The sequence below is a fragment of the Microbacterium limosum genome (assembly GCF_036324365.1).
GTDB lineage: Bacteria > Actinomycetota > Actinomycetes > Actinomycetales > Microbacteriaceae > Microbacterium > Microbacterium limosum.
Genome location: NZ_CP137080.1, coordinates 1716987 through 1731159, shown reverse-complemented (window position 1 = coordinate 1731159; position 14173 = coordinate 1716987). Strand labels below are relative to the sequence as shown.

Below are 14173 nucleotides of genomic sequence, written 5' to 3'. Positions count from 1 at the left end.
GACGAGTTTCGCCCCGCGCCTCGCCCGCCCGTCACCCCCCGCCCGTCACCCCCCGCCCGTCACCCCCGCCCAATACACCCCCGGGCGGCTCACCCGACCGCGCCCCCGTACGCTGGTGTGGTGACGGACCTCCCACCCGATTCCCGCTTCCGTACGCGGCCCGTCTCGTTCGTGCGGCGCAGCGGTCGCATGTCCGACGGCCAGGAGCGCGCCTGGGAGGAGTTCGCGCCGCGGTATCTCCTCGAGGTCGAGCGCTCCGAGGCGGCGACCTCCGTGCACCCCGAGGCGCGCCTGCACCCCGCGGAAGAGTACGGTCGGGCAGCCCCGCTCGTCGTCGAGATCGGATCGGGCCAGGGGCACGCGATCGTGCACGCCGCCGCGCAGCGCCCGCACGAGGATTTCCTCGCCGTGGAGGTCTTCCGCGCCGGGCTCGCCCGCACGATGCTGGATGCCGCGCGCGCCGGAGCGGGCAATCTGCGCCTGATCGAGGCCAACGCGCCCGAGGTGCTCGCCTCGTACCTGCCCGAGGCGTCGGCGCAGGAGATCTGGGTGTTCTTCCCCGACCCGTGGCACAAGTCCAAGCACAACAAGCGACGGCTGGTCGACGACGACTTCCCGCCGATCGCGCGTCGTGCGCTGGCCGAGGGCGGCCTCCTGCGCCTCGCGACCGACTGGGAGCACTATGCACGACAGATGCGGGAGGTGCTCGATCGCGCCGAGGGGCTCGAGCGGGCCTTCGACGGCGACTGGGCTCCGCGCTACGAGGGACGCGTCATGACGGCCTTCGAACGCAAGGGCATCGAACGCGGCCGAGAGATCCGCGACCTCACGTATCGGCGGGTGCGCTGATGGCGGAGACGGCCACCTTCACTGTGGCGCGACCCGTGGCATCCCTCGGCCTGATCCCGGCGCTGCTCGTCTGCGCCGCCGCGCCGGCGTTCTTCGTGGTGCGGCTGGCGTGGCTCGGGTGGGTGCTGCTGGCGGCCGGGATGCTGGTGGCCTGGCTGCTGCGCTCGCGTGAGAACGGCGGGAGCAGCGCGAACGCTCAGCCCGGCGGACACGACGAACGCACCGGGCTCGCCACGAACGGCCGGCGCCCGAGCCTCGTCCGCGACCTCTCGCTCATCGCGATCGGCATGCTCATCGTGAGCGTGATCGACCTCAAGGCCGAGCTCGACAACCTCTCGATGCTGCGGTTCACCCTCGCCCTCGGTGGCGCGGTGGCGGTTCCGTACCTGATCTCGCGATACGTCTACCGCGACCGGGCCATTTCGTTCCCGTGGCGCGGGGGCGGGCGGCGCTGGAGTGCCTTCCAGTGGACGTGGCTCGTGCTCGTGCTCGTGCTCGGCTGGCTGATCCTGCCGTTCTACTTCATCACGTCCGGCGTGTACACGAACTGGCCCGTCGTCGACACTCCGGACCTCATCGCCCGGCTCTTCGTCGGGGTCGGTGCCGTGGGCATCTGGGACGAGCTCTTCTTCATCTGTACCGTGTTCGCGCTGCTGCGGCGGCACTTCCCGGATGTGCAGGCGAACATCCTGCAGTCGATCGTCTTCGTCTCGTTCCTGTGGGAGCTCGGCTACCAGGCCTGGGGCCCGCTCCTGACGATCCCCTTTGCGCTCCTGCAGGGCTTCATCTTCCTCAGGACGCACTCGCTCAGCTACGTCGTGACCGTGCATCTTCTCTTCGACGCGGTCGTCTTCGCGGTGCTCGTGCACGCGCACAACCCCGGACTGCTCGACGGGATATTCCTCGTCTGAACGCGCCCCGACCCGGCCAGAACATGGTCGTGGGGGTGGCGGACCCCCCAGAACGCCACCCCCACGGAGATGGCCGAACAAATGACCATCGTGAGATCGCACGTGATGTGCTCAATCAGTCAAGCAATGTGCTGCGGGGCGCGATAGATGTATTTCTAACCACACGTGAGAGTGAGAGGATCACCCCCATGGCGAGTGTCGGCGGGATGCCGCGGGTCGGCCTCATCGAGGACCACCGCCTCGTCGCGCTCGGGGTCATCGAAGTGCTCGGTGGAGGCGGGTTCCACGTCGAGGTCGCCCCCACCGTCCGCGAGCTGCTAGATCGGGGCGGCGAGTTCGCCCTCGCCATCCTCGACCTGCGTCTGGCGGACGGCTCCAGCGTGAGCGACAACGTGTCCGCGCTGCGGGCGGCCGACATCCCGGTCCTCGTCCTCACCTCGGGAGAGAGCGCGGATCTCGTGCGGGAGGCGGCGCGCAGCGACGTGCTGGGGATCGTGCGCAAGTCGCGGCCGGAGGGCGAGATCCGGGCCGCCGTCGCCGACGCCATCGCGGGAAAGCCGGTCGCCTCGGTCGACTGGGCCGCCGCGCTCGACGCCGACCCGCAGCTCGCCGACGCCGGACTGAGCCCCAGGGAGCGCGAGGTGCTCGCCCTCTACGCCGCGGGGGAGAAGGCGCAGGCGGTGGCCGCCGAAATGGGAATCTCCACCCCGACCGTCGCCAACTACATCACGCGCATCCGCCACAAGTACGCCGCCGTCGGCCGGCCCGCCCCCACGAAGGTGGACCTCTACCGTCGCGCCGCCGAGGACCGGCTTCTGAGCCCGTGGGAGTGAGCACACCGAGCGCTGCGGCGCGGATCCAACGCGCGCTGTACACGTCCCTGGGCGTGGCTGCCTTCGCGTACACGCTGCTCGGCATCCCGTCGGCCGTCGGTCAGTTCGGCGCCTTCGTGCCGGGGTTCGGTGCGGGCGCCTACGTGATCTGCTCGATGCTGTCCACGTCGCTCGCCGTGCTGGGTCCGTTCGCCCCGCTTCGGCTCCTCTCGGGCATCGCGACGGCGCACTGCATCGCTTTCGCGCTGACCATGGCCCTGTGGTTGCCGCTCATGACGGCGCCGAGCGTGCCGGGGCTCGCGCCGCCGTGGACGTTCGACGTCGTCACGATCGCGGCGAGCGCCGCGGCGATCGCGTGGCACCGCGCGGCTGCGTGGGTCTACCTCGTGGCGGTCGCCGTGGCGACCGGGTTCGTCACGTACGTCTCCTCGCCGGAGTTGGGGTGGCTGAATGCCGCGCACGATCTCGTCTACGCGCTGAGTTTCAGCGTGATCGTCGTCGCCATCATCCAGGTATCGCGCACGGCCGGTCGCCGCCTCGACACGGTGGCGGCGAGCGCTCGCGCCGAGGCATCCCGCGAGGCCCGGGAATCCAGCGCGCGACAGCAGAGGATGCGTCTCAACGCGCTGATCCACGACCGGGTGCTCTCGGTGCTCCTCGCGGCAGCGCGGGCGAACTCGGATCGACACGGAGTGCGGGAGGGAGCGAGGACCGCCCTGCCCGCCCTCGCTCCCGCCGACGAGAGGGACCGGATCGGCGCCGACGAGGTCGCCGCTCGCATCCGGTCGGCGGCCGGCGGAATGCCCGTCGACTGGGACGTCTCCGTTGCGCCCGGCGTATCGGTCCCGGCTGAGGCGGCGGCGGCGCTCGTGGAGGCGGCGGCCGAGGCCCTGCGCAACAGCGAGAAGCACGCGGACCCCGAGGGTGTCGGCGTCGACCGTCGCGTCGTCGTGAGGATGCTCCACGACGACCTCTCGATCGTCGTGGAGGACGACGGGGTGGGGTTCTCGCTGCCCCGCCTCGCACCCGACCGGCTCGGCGTGCGGGTGAGCATCATCGATCGGATGCGTGCCGCGGGCGGCGCCGCCCACATCACGGCGGCTCCCGGGCGCGGGGCGCGGGTCGAACTGCGCTGGCCCGTGGGGGAGGCCCCGTGAGCGATCGCGTCGACGTCTCCGCGATGCTCCGGCTCACCGAGTGGCCGGCGTACGTCGTGTTCGCCGTCTTCACGGCGACGAACGCCTTCAATACCTTCGCGACCCTCGACGAGGTCGGGTCGCCCGCGATCGCCGTGCTGGCCCTGGCCTGCGTGACCATCGCGGGGCTCATCCTCCTCCTGCCTGCGCCCGACCCGTACCCCCTCCGGCTCACCCTCCTCGTGCTCGCTCTGACGACGACCGCGGCGCTGACGACCTGGAACATCCCGCCCGGTTCCACGCCCGGCTGGTCGGCGTGGTTCTGGGGGGCGTCGGGCCTGGTGCTGCTGATGGTCGCCCTGCGCGGCCGCATCATCCTGGCGTGGACCGGGTTCACCGTCATGGTCGGCGTCGCGGTGTGGTGGGAGCTGGCGGCGGGGCTCTCGGCGCTCGATGGCATCATGTTCGTCACCCGGCACGGCGCGATGCTGCTGGTCGGAACGTTCTTCGCGCTATATCTGCGGGGCGCGGCATCCCAGATCCGCCGTCTGCAGGAGGCGGAGGTGATGCGCTCGCGGGAGCAGGAGGCGGCGCGTGCCGCCATGGCCGAGCAGCGTGCGCGTGTCGAGCGCCTTCGCACCTTCACCGACCCGGCCCTGCGCCTGCTGGCGTCGGACGCCGCGCTCACGGATGCCGACAGGGAGGAGTTCCGTCTTCTCGAGGCGACGCTGCGCGACTGGCTGAGGGCGGATGGGCTCGCCACCGAGCCGATCCTCACAGCCGCCCGAGATGCGCGATCCCGCGGCGTCGACGTCACCCTGCTCGATGACCGGGGCGAATCGGGCATGGATGCCGCGGCGCGCGCCCTGCTCGACGCGACCGTGTCGCGGGCGCTGCGCGCGCAGCGCGACGGCGACGTCGTCGTGCGGGTGCTGCCGTCGGGCCGAGGAATGCTCGCGACGATCCGGGGGGAGACCGCGACGGGCCCCGTGCGGGTCGACATCGCCGCGCCGACGGCGCCGGATAGGCTGGACCCATCCCTTCAAAGCGGACCCATCGAGCAGAAGGGGAGCACATGAGCACCATCCACGACGCCGCACGTCGCGACGCCATCGCGGCGTACCGGCTCATCGACGACGCACCCTGTCCCGACCTGGAGCGGCTGGTCCGTCTCGCGGCCTCGATCTGCGGCGTGTCGACCGCGGTCATCAACGTCATCGACGACCGCTGGCAGCATCAGATCGCGGCGGTCGGCTTCGAGCCCGCCCTGTGCGAGCGCGAGGACTCGATGTGCGCGGCAGTGCTCTCCCGCCGCACGCAGGTGAGTGTGCGCGACGCTCGGCTCGACGAGAGGTTCGCGGCGAACCCCTTCGTCACGGGCGAGATCGCGCACATCCGGTTCTACGCGGCGAGCCCCCTCACCACGCCGCAGGGCATCACGATCGGAACGCTGTGTGTTTTCGACGAGGAGCCGGGGGAGCTTTCCCCCGAGCAGTCCGCCGACCTGGCGCTCCTTGCCGATCAGGTCGTCGAGCTCCTCGAGCTGAGGCGCGTCTCCGCCGAACTCGCGCGCTCCAACGAACAGCTCGCGGTGTTCGCTGCCCAGGTGAGCCACGACCTGCGCAACCCGCTGACCGCGCTCGCGGGCTTCCTCGAGCTCGCCTCCACCAGCCCCGAGATGGCGCACGCGCCGCACGCGGCCGAGGCCCTGGCGCGCGCGGAGGCGGCGGCCGATCGCATGACGACGATGGTGGACGACCTGCTGGAGTACGCGCGGGTCGGGGGAGCGGTCTCCCGTTGCGAGGAGGTGCGCCTCGACGAGGTGACCGCCGCGGTGCTGGAGGATCTGGGCCCCGAGATCCGCGCGAGCGGAGCCGATGTGACCGTCGATGCCGACCTGCCCGTGCGCGGCGACGAGACGCAGCTGCGCGCGCTCGTGCAGAATCTCCTCGCGAACGCGGTGAAGTTCTCATCGGTCAACGGGGATGCCCCGCGCGTCATGCTCACCGCGACACCGGTGGACGGCGCCGTGCGGATGAGCGTCGACGACAACGGCCCCGGGGTGCCCGCATCGGATCGTGAGCGCGTCTTCGCGCTCATGGCCCGAGGGACCGACGACCACGTTCCCGGCCTGGGCATCGGCCTGTCGACGTGCCGCCGCATCGTACAGGCGCACGGCGGCACCATCTCGATCGACGATTCGCCCCTCGGCGGTGCGCGCGTCAGCGTCGTGCTGCCGGGTTAGGCGCGGACTGTAGCCGCATTCGGTGTTCCTGCTCTGCCCAGCGGCTGGTACGCCAGCAGCGCCGCCCGAGTGTCGTCGTCCATCCATCCCGTGTCCACCGGTCCGGGGTTGACGACGTTGGCCGATACCTGCCTCGGCCCGAGCTCGCGGGCCGCGGATTTGACGATCCGGTCGAGCGCGCCCCTGGACGCCCCGTAGGGAAGGTTGCCGCTCGTGTGATCACTCGTGAACGCGACGATCGCTCCGCCGCCCGCGTCGACCTGCCGGCTCGTCCCAGCCAATGCTGATGAAGCCGTCCTCTACGAGTTCGGTGGTCAACGAGTCATTATGAACGCCCCAGACGTTCATGATCCGCCGCTCCGGTCCAAGGATTTCCCCTTCAGGTGTTCGTACAGCATCGCCGGCAGCGCCCTCCCCAGCTCAGCGAACAGCCCGCTGTCGCTGAACAGGTCGTCGACGAACGCGGGTGTCTCGTCCCGCACGCCGAGCAGCGCTTTCGTGAACGCCTTCGGCAGCGCGGGCGACTCTGCGAACTGCTGCGGGCTGTTCACCGCGGCCTGGTTCGCGAGCTCGACGTCCAGGGCGAGCTTGCCGACGATGTGGTTCATCTGCAGGTCGATGACGCCTACGCCGTACTTGTCGCCGAGGCGTTCGTTGAGCTTGTGGATGATCTCCTCGAGCGCGCTGCGGTGCTTCTCATGGATCGTGCCCGATCCGATCGCGGTGATCGGATCCAGACCCGGCCCCTGCTCGAGGTTCAGCTTCACGGGCTCGCCCGCAGAGATCTTGTACCCCACCAGCGTCACGTCCGAGATGTCGACCGGTTCGAGGATCGTCGCGGTGGACAGTTGCGGGAGGATGCGGCGGAAGAAGTAGTGCCGGCGGGGCAGATCGGTGTCTTCGAGGTTGCGGGCCTGGGCGATGAAGTCGTAGAACTTCACGAAGTTTCCCACATCGGCCTTGAACAGCCGCAGTTCGTCCTGCTCGGACTTGTCGTCATCCAGGACCGCCGCGACCCAGCGTTTCTGGAACCGATCCACCGCTGGCGCGGTTGCCGCCGATACCTTCGAGTTCACATTCACGCCACCCGCGAGGGCGGCATCGAATGCTTGCTCGACCTCTGCCATGTCGTAGATCCCGGCGGAGTCGAGCTTGGTCACGAGGTCGTAGATCAGGTTCGGGTCGGTCGTCGCGGTGAGCCTCGCCTTCCGGTAGTACGGCAGGAACGCGTCCAGCACCTCCTGCGGGTCGTTGACGAAGTCGAGGACGAAGGTCTTGTCCTTGCCCGGGTAGGTGCGGTTCAGCCGGGACAGAGTCTGCACGGCCTGGACGCCGCCGAGCTTCTTGTCGACGTACATCGCGACCAGGCGGGGCTGGTCGAACCCGGTCTGGAACTTCTCCGCCACGATCATCACGTTGTACGTGGCCGGCTTGAACGCCTCGGCGAGATCCGACTGGACACCCGGGTTCTGGGTCCGCTCCGTCAGCCCCTCACCGACATCGTCCGGGTCATCGACCGTTCCCGAGAACGCGACCAGCGACCTCACATCCTGCAGGCCGCGATCGGCGATGTAGTCGTCGAGGTACTTCTTCCACCGCACCGCTTCCACTCGCGATCCCGTGACGACCATCGCCTTCGCCTTGCCGTCCAGCAGGGGCTGGACGAAGGTGCGGAAGTGGTCGACGACGATCTTCGCCTTCTGGCTGATGTTCGTGGGATGCAACCTGACGTACTGCACGAGCGCTTTCACCGCGGTCGACTCGTCGACCTCGTCGGCGCCGTCGTAGTCGGAATCGGGATGCTGCAGCTTCCACGCGACCTTGTACGGGGTGTAGTTCTGCAGCACATCGAGGATGAAGCCCTCCTCGATCGCCTGCTGCATCGAATACAGATCGAACGGCTCCGGCGTCGCATCCGGCCCCGCGTCCTCCGGGAGCCGGCCGAACAGCTCGAGCGTCTTGGCCTTCGGCGTCGCGGTGAACGCGAAGTAGGAGATGTTCGGGGCGGCTGCGGTGACCTCCATCGCCCACTGTAGGTACGCCTCCGAGTCGACCGGCGCCCCCTCTGCCACCGCGGCGAGCTCCGCCGGGGACAGCACCTTCGTCAAAGCGCCCGCGGTCGACCCGGTCTGCGACGAATGCGCCTCGTCCGCGATCACCGCGAACCGGTGTCCCTGCAACTCCGGCAGGGTCTGAATCGCGGTGATCAGTGCCTCGAACGACTGGATCGTCACGATCACGATGTTCTTGCCACCGGTCAGTGCCGCGGCGAGCTGCTTCGACTTCGACTCGCCCGCATCCTTCGTGATCGACTGCACCACCCCGGCCTGCTTCTCGAACTGCGAGATCGCGTCCTGCAGTTGCTTGTCCAGCACGGTCCGGTCGGTGACCACCACCACCGTGTCGAACACCCGCGCGTTCTGGTCGTCGTGGAGTTGCGAAAGGCGGTGCGCGAGCCACGAGATCGAGTTCGTCTTCCCCGACCCCGCCGAATGCTGCACCAGGTACCGGTTCCCCGGCCCCTCCACCCTGGCCGCGTCGACCAGTCGGGTCACGGCCCGCCACTGGTGGTACCGCGGGAACAGCACCTTCTCGGTCTTCGTCTTCTTCCCGGTGTCGGGATCAACATCGACCTCGACCTGCAGGTGCACGAACGACCCCAGCAGCTGCAGCCAGGTGTCGCGCTGCAGGATCTCCTCCCAGAAGTACGCGGAGGCCGACCCGTTCGGGTTCGGCGGGTTCCCCGCACCCTCCTCCGCACCCTTGTTGAACGGCAGGAACCGCGTCTTCGGCCCAGCGAGCTTCGTGGTCATCCGCACTTCGGAGTTCGACACCACGAAATGCACCAGCGACCGCTTCGCAAACCCGAACAACGGCTCACCCACCGGCGACCGGTCGAACCGGTACTGGTTCACCGCGTTCCCGATCGACTGTGTGAAGTCCGTCTTCAACTCGACGGTCGCGACCGGGATGCCGTTCACGAACAGCACCAGATCCAACGCCTTGTTCGGATGCTTCGCCGAGTAATGCACCTGACGCATCACCCGCACCCGCATCTTCCCGTACGCCTCCAGCGTGTCCGGGTTCTGCGTGGTCGCCGGCCGGAACTGCGCCAACCGGAACTTCACCGCACCCCCATGCAACGGCACCATCGAGAAGCCCTCGTGCAGAATCCGGATCGTCCCCCCGTTCTTCAACGGGTCCAGATCCAGCGACTTCGCGAGGCGACTCAGGATGCTGCGACCCGCCGCTTCACGCTGGGCGTCGGTGTCACCGGGGCGGACGACCTTCGCGAACTCGGTCGGTTGCGAATCCGCCAACCAGCCGAGCACGTCCTCGGGGAACAGCGCGAGCTCGCGGTCGTAGCCGGCGTCGGTCGGCGAGTACAGCCAGCCGTTTGCAGCGAGATGCTCGGCAATCTCGTTCTCCAGCACCGACTCCAGATGCGCTCCGGCAACACCCCTCATGCGACCACCCCCACGTCGATCTTCCCCGTAACGGCGGCCGAAATCAGCGCAGCACGACGCTCACGCATCAAGTCGATCGATCGCCGCGCGGCATCTAGTGCGGTGTCGATCGCCGAGTGCTGATCTCGGAGGTAATCCACAATGCGCTCCTGCGTGGACAGGTCCGGGAGCGCAATGGCGAAGTTGCCGACCTGTTGTTCGCTCATGTGGGGCACGCTCACGCCGGTGAAGTCGGGTTCGATATACATCGCGAACCCACCCCATGCCAACGAGTACTCCAGGTAGTCATTGCGTACGCGAGTGCCTCTCAGCCGGAGCACCCGCTGAACGAGCAGGGAGCCTGCGTCCCCTGGGCCTACTCGGGCGACGCGGAGCCCCCCACTGATCACTGGGCGGTCCATTCCGAGGACAAGATCACCTTCGTCGAGCATGTACCGGCGCTCAACGTCAGCCGGAGGGTTCTCGATCCCGACCGTCTCCGCCCAAGAAATGGATCCCACTCCGACATTGATCCCACGAAGCAAGCGCGTCGCCCCCGTGTCGTCTACGAAGTCGCCGCTCGCGAACGCAAACCCGGGGAGAGATCGAACAGCGAACTTGACGCGGACAGCTTCCCAGTCCTCGGGGATGGAGCCGAGCCACCCGAGTCCTGACTCCTTGAGTTCCCCGGAGTCGTCGATGCCGCGCGTCACTGCTTGCGCGGTAACCGCGGCGCGGCGTTCGGTTAGGAGGGTGATGAGTTCCTCGTTCTTCGCGATGAACGCGTCGATCTGCGCCGTCTCCCGATCCAGATAGTCCGCAATCGCCTGCTGTTCGCTCAACGACGGGACCCACACCTTGACGTTCCGAACTTCGTTCCAGTCCGCGCGAGGCATCTTCGCTCCGGACACGGACGCGATCACCGGCTCGAGAAAGGGCTCAGACAGAACGAGGTAGGAGAGGTACCGACTCGTCATTCGCTCTGGAAGAGGGCGGTAGACGTGGAAATCGCCCACCGCATCGCCGTCAGCGTCAGCAAGCCACGCCTTACGGAGATTCGGACGCAGCTTCCCGAATAGCACGTCACCGCGTCGAAACCGGATGCCGTCACCGTCGTACTGAACGTCGGGATCGAAGTTCAGCCGACCGGTTTCCTTCTCAATCGCTTCGAGCCCGATCCTGAAATCACTGCGGGAAGATGCCCTCTCGGTGGCCAGTCTCACCGTGCGCCCGAAAGCGACGGCGCTCACCGTTCGACCTCGATGAGCATTGCGCGGAGTCGGTCCATGACGGCTTCGAGGTCGCGGTCGATCTCTTCGAGCGGGCGGGGCGGGGTGTACTTATAGAAGTGGCGGGTGAAGGGGATCTCTGCGCCTTCCTTGGTCTTGGAGTGGTCGATCCACGCGTCGGGCGCGTACGGGAGAACTTCGCGCGCGACGTAGGCGTCGACATCGTCGCCCCAGGGCACGTTCTCGGTGTCGCGCAGCGAGGCATCCGCCTCGGGGTTCCCCTTGGCGTCGGTGCAGGTGTCGGCGGTGTCGTCCTGCTCGCCAAGCTCGGTGGTCACGGTCTTGAGCAGCGGTGCAGGGAGGGTGAGGCCTTCGGCTTTCGCGGCATCCTTCAGCGCCTTGTGGAACTCGGAGCGGTTCTTCCAGACGGTGCCGACGCCGAGCCTTTCGAGGGTGGCGCGGAGGGCGGCAGCATCCGTCTCGTTCAGCTTCTGGATGGCCTTGGCTTCGAAGACGGTGTCGATGCGTGCGGGGGTGGCGTGCCAGTTGAGTTTGAGGGGGCGTTCGACGGTGATGGTGCGGTACAGGAAGTCCTCATTGCGGAAGATCTTCGAGTGCTCGCCGTCCTCGAACCCGGCGTACAGGCCGACGATGGTCTCGATGTTCTGCGGGGAGAGTTCGTTGCGTTTGGAGCCGAGCCCCTTGCGGAGCTTGGTGAACATCTCGCGACCGTCGATGAGCTGCACCCGGCCCTTGCGGTCGTCGGTCTTGCGGTTGGTGAGAACCCAGATGTAGGTGGAGATGCCGGTGTTGTAGAACATGTCCTTCGGCAGCCCGATGATGGCCTCGACGAGGTCGTTGTCGAGCAGCCACTTGCGGATGTTCGACTCGCCACCGCCGGCGCCTCCGGAGAACAGGGGCGACCCGTTGAGGACGATGGCCATGCGGGAGCCGCCGTCTTCGGGTTTGCGCATCTTCGACACCAGGTGGAGGAGGAACAGCATGGCGCCGTCGCTGACGGCGGGGGTGCCGGGGCCGAACCGGCCGTTGAAGCCGAGCTTGGTGTGTTCGTCGTCGACGTAGGTGCGTTGGTCTTTCCAGTCGACGCCGAACGGCGGGTTGGAGAGGCCGTAGTCGAACTTCTTGTCGTCGAAGTGGTCTTCAGTGAGCGTGTCGCCGAGGGCGATGTTGTCGACGTCTTGACCCTTGATGACCATGTCGGCCTTGCAAATCGCGTACGACGCGTCGTTGTAGTCCTGCCCATACAGGCTCAGCTGGATGCCCGGGTTCAGGGTGCGAAGGTACTCGTCCGCGACGGAGAGCATGCCTCCGGTGCCGGCGGTCGGGTCGTAGATGGACCGCACCACACCGGACTTCGAGAGGGCGTCATCGTCGAGGGCGAACAGCAGCTCGACCATCAGCTTGATGACCTCGCGGGGGGTGTAGTGGTCGCCGGCGGTTTCGTTCGACTTCTCGTTCGCGAACCGGATCAGCTCCTCGAACACCAGCCCCATCTGGATGTTGCTGACCGTGCGGGGGTGGAAGTCGGCCTGCGCGAACTTCTCCGTCACCGCGAACAGCTTGTTCTTCTCCGCCAGCTTGTTCAGCGTCTTGTCGAACTCGAACCGCTCGAAGATGTCCCGCACATTCGGTGAGAACCCTGCCAGGTATGCGGAGAGGTTCGCACGGAGGTCGGCGGGGTCTGCGACCAGCTTTGCGAAGTCGAACGGGGACGTGTTGTAGAACTGGTGGCCTGAGGCCTCCTGGAGCTTGATCGCCTGCAGCATCTCGGGGAGCGACCCGATGCCCTTCGCCGCTTCGAGGACGGCGGGCTTCGTGTCAGCGAGGACGGCGTCGAGGCGGCGGAGCACCGTGAAAGGCAGAACCACCGACCCGTACTCCGAGGGCTTGAACGGGCCGCGAAGGGATTCCGCGATGTTCCAGATGAAGGCGACGTGATTCACCACAGGTGGGCACTCCTGCTATAGAGCTAGCGAATGAGCGGCTGCGACGCCGCGAACTCTCCCATCCTGGCCCATCGCCCGCGGGGTCCCGAGCAGCGACTCCCGCCTCGACGCCCGCGTGCCAACGGTCTCACCTGAGCGGTTGCCAAGCGACGCGCGCCAGCGCGGAGCCTGCAAGGAGCGAGCGGCGAGAACGGAGCCACGACCGATCGCTACACCGCGGCGAGCCTTGTCCTCTCATCGGGCGCGAACATCAGGATGCTTCTATGTCCTGTCAAGTCCGTTCTGGGTGGTGAGGTGCCGGTAGAGCTGTCGGGCGATGTATCGCTTGAGTGATCGGCGGATCTCCTTGGTCGTGCGTCCCTGAGCGCGTCGACGTTCGACGTAGGCGCGGGTCGCGGGATGGTGAGACATCCGGGTCAGCGCGATTGAGGAGAGCGCCCGGTTCAGCCGTCTGTCGCCGCCGCGGTTCAGGCGGTGTCGGGTGGTGTTCCCGCTCGATGCCGGGACCGGGCTCACTCCGGCGAGCACGGCGAACGCTGCCTCGGAGCGGACGCGTCCGGGGTGTGACCAGGCAACGATAATCGCCGCGGCGTTAATCGCTCCGATGCCGGGTTGCTCGAGCAGCCCGGATGCGTCGCTCGCCCTGACGAGCGCGGTGATCTCGTGGCGATTGTCCGCGAGGTCTTGATCGCACGCGGTGATGCGTCTGGCGAGGCGGATCGCTTCGCGACGAGCAGTCACGGCCGCGAGGTCTTCCTGCCGGTGCCGCCACGACGCGATCGTCACGAGCTGCGCTTTCGTTAACGGGCGCCGCGCGTCGATGCCGAGGTCGACGGTTCGCAGCAGCGCGGTGAGCGCGTTGATCGACCGGGTGCGGTCGCTGTTGAGCAGCTCGCGCCCTGCGACGAGGACCCGCAGCGCGGCGCGTATTCCCGCGTCCTGACGCGGATCGCGGAGCTTGTCCGCATCGACACTGAGCACGGAGCGGGCGATCAGTTCCGCGTCGATCTCATCGCTCTTACCGAGGCCGCGGCGTTGCCGGGCCGGGGTCGGGAACGACTCCACGACCCGGTAGCCAGCGTCCTGGCATGCCCGCGCGAGTCGAGCGCCATAGGACCCGACGCCTTCGATGGCGACGAGCACGTCCACCAGTCCGCCGGTGCGGCTGGCGATCCACGCGACCGCGCGGGAGAGTCCTGCAGGGGTCGTCGGGAACGTCGAGGTATCGACTCTCGCGCCGGTGCGCACGTCGATGACGGCGAGGGTGTGCGTTCGGGAGTGCGTGTCCGCGCCGATGACATACGCGAATGTGTTTGCAACGATGGTCATGGTGACCGTGATCCTTTCCACGAGGTTGACGTCACTGCTGGCGTCGGCCCGGGAATGGTCACTGCGAGGCAGGCCTGTAATGGGCCACGACCGCCGCTGACGGTCGGGCAAGCTTCTGATCAAGCCATCGAAGTGGGCAGGGTCGGCGCCGGCGCCCGCCCGGGCGGACAGATCCTGAGAAAGGCACCCCAGTCCGAAGGGCGAAGGGCCAACCGATTCAAGAGTCAC

Annotated in this window: 10 protein-coding genes and 1 pseudogene; 6 read left to right on the top strand and 5 right to left on the bottom strand. The window is 67.7% G+C overall.

Going from position 1 to position 14173, the window contains the following annotated elements:
* Positions 1–189 precede the first annotated feature (189 nt).
* The 6 genes from trmB to RYJ27_RS08355 all read left to right on the top strand — a co-directional run bounded on the left by trmB (position 190) and on the right by RYJ27_RS08355 (position 5974).
* Positions 190–849: a tRNA (guanosine(46)-N7)-methyltransferase TrmB gene (gene trmB, locus RYJ27_RS08380; protein ID WP_330172027.1), complete on the top strand. Its 660-nt coding sequence runs from the start codon at positions 190–192 to the stop codon at positions 847–849.
* On the top strand, positions 849–1760 hold the full coding sequence (locus RYJ27_RS08375; RefSeq protein ID WP_330169871.1) for a CPBP family intramembrane glutamic endopeptidase: 912 nt from the start codon (positions 849–851) through the stop codon (positions 1758–1760). Before trmB ends, RYJ27_RS08375 begins: the two co-directional genes overlap by 1 nt.
* Positions 1761–1948: 188 nt before the next feature.
* Positions 1949–2593 (top strand): helix-turn-helix transcriptional regulator, encoded by a 645-nt coding sequence (locus RYJ27_RS08370; RefSeq protein ID WP_330169870.1) that lies wholly within the window; start codon positions 1949–1951, stop codon positions 2591–2593.
* Positions 2590–3750: an ATP-binding protein gene (locus RYJ27_RS08365; protein ID WP_330169869.1), complete on the top strand. Its 1161-nt coding sequence runs from the start codon at positions 2590–2592 to the stop codon at positions 3748–3750. The genes RYJ27_RS08370 and RYJ27_RS08365 overlap by 4 nt, the downstream gene beginning before the upstream one ends.
* Complete coding sequence (locus tag RYJ27_RS08360) at positions 3747–4808, top strand: hypothetical protein (RefSeq protein ID WP_330169868.1); 1062 nt, start codon at positions 3747–3749, stop codon at positions 4806–4808. Before RYJ27_RS08365 ends, RYJ27_RS08360 begins: the two co-directional genes overlap by 4 nt.
* Positions 4805–5974, top strand: coding sequence for a sensor histidine kinase (locus RYJ27_RS08355; protein ID WP_330169867.1), 1170 nt, complete (start codon positions 4805–4807; stop codon positions 5972–5974). The genes RYJ27_RS08360 and RYJ27_RS08355 overlap by 4 nt, the downstream gene beginning before the upstream one ends.
* A 20-nt stretch (positions 5975–5994) precedes the next feature.
* Here RYJ27_RS08355 and RYJ27_RS08350 read toward each other — a convergent pair.
* From RYJ27_RS08350 to RYJ27_RS08330, 5 genes and pseudogenes are all read right to left on the bottom strand, one after another.
* A pseudogene (locus RYJ27_RS08350) lies at positions 5995–6231 on the bottom strand (SDR family oxidoreductase); the annotation flags it as partial.
* Between the two features lie 87 nt (positions 6232–6318).
* Positions 6319–9441 carry a type I restriction endonuclease subunit R gene (locus RYJ27_RS08345; protein ID WP_330169866.1) on the bottom strand — a complete coding sequence of 1041 codons (3123 nt, stop codon included), beginning with the start codon at positions 9439–9441 and terminating at the stop codon, positions 6319–6321.
* The gene (locus RYJ27_RS08340) at positions 9438–10670 is read right to left on the bottom strand and encodes a restriction endonuclease subunit S (protein ID WP_330169865.1); all 1233 of its coding nucleotides are present in this window, start codon (positions 10668–10670) and stop codon (positions 9438–9440) included. Before RYJ27_RS08340 ends, RYJ27_RS08345 begins: the two co-directional genes overlap by 4 nt.
* Positions 10667–12613 carry a type I restriction-modification system subunit M gene (locus RYJ27_RS08335; RefSeq protein WP_330169864.1) on the bottom strand — a complete coding sequence of 649 codons (1947 nt, stop codon included), beginning with the start codon at positions 12611–12613 and terminating at the stop codon, positions 10667–10669. Before RYJ27_RS08335 ends, RYJ27_RS08340 begins: the two co-directional genes overlap by 4 nt.
* 264 nt (positions 12614–12877) lie before the next feature.
* The gene (locus RYJ27_RS08330; protein WP_330169863.1) at positions 12878–13945 is read right to left on the bottom strand and encodes an IS110 family RNA-guided transposase; all 1068 of its coding nucleotides are present in this window, start codon (positions 13943–13945) and stop codon (positions 12878–12880) included.
* Between the last annotated feature and the right edge of the window lie 228 nt (positions 13946–14173).

Excerpts from the sequence above, each read along its gene's own strand:
- RYJ27_RS08370 (WP_330169870.1), top strand. The coding sequence starts at position 1,949 with ATGGCGAGTGTCGGCGGGATGCCGCGGGTCGGCCTCATCGAGGACCAC.
- RYJ27_RS08345 (WP_330169866.1), bottom strand. The coding sequence starts at position 9,441 with ATGAGGGGTGTTGCCGGAGCGCATCTGGAGTCGGTGCTGGAGAACGAG.
- RYJ27_RS08330 (WP_330169863.1), bottom strand. The coding sequence starts at position 13,945 with ATGACCATCGTTGCAAACACATTCGCGTATGTCATCGGCGCGGACACG.
- trmB (WP_330172027.1), top strand. The coding sequence starts at position 190 with ATGTCCGACGGCCAGGAGCGCGCCTGGGAGGAGTTCGCGCCGCGGTAT.
- RYJ27_RS08355 (WP_330169867.1), top strand. The coding sequence starts at position 4,805 with ATGAGCACCATCCACGACGCCGCACGTCGCGACGCCATCGCGGCGTAC.
- RYJ27_RS08375 (WP_330169871.1), top strand. The coding sequence starts at position 849 with ATGGCGGAGACGGCCACCTTCACTGTGGCGCGACCCGTGGCATCCCTC.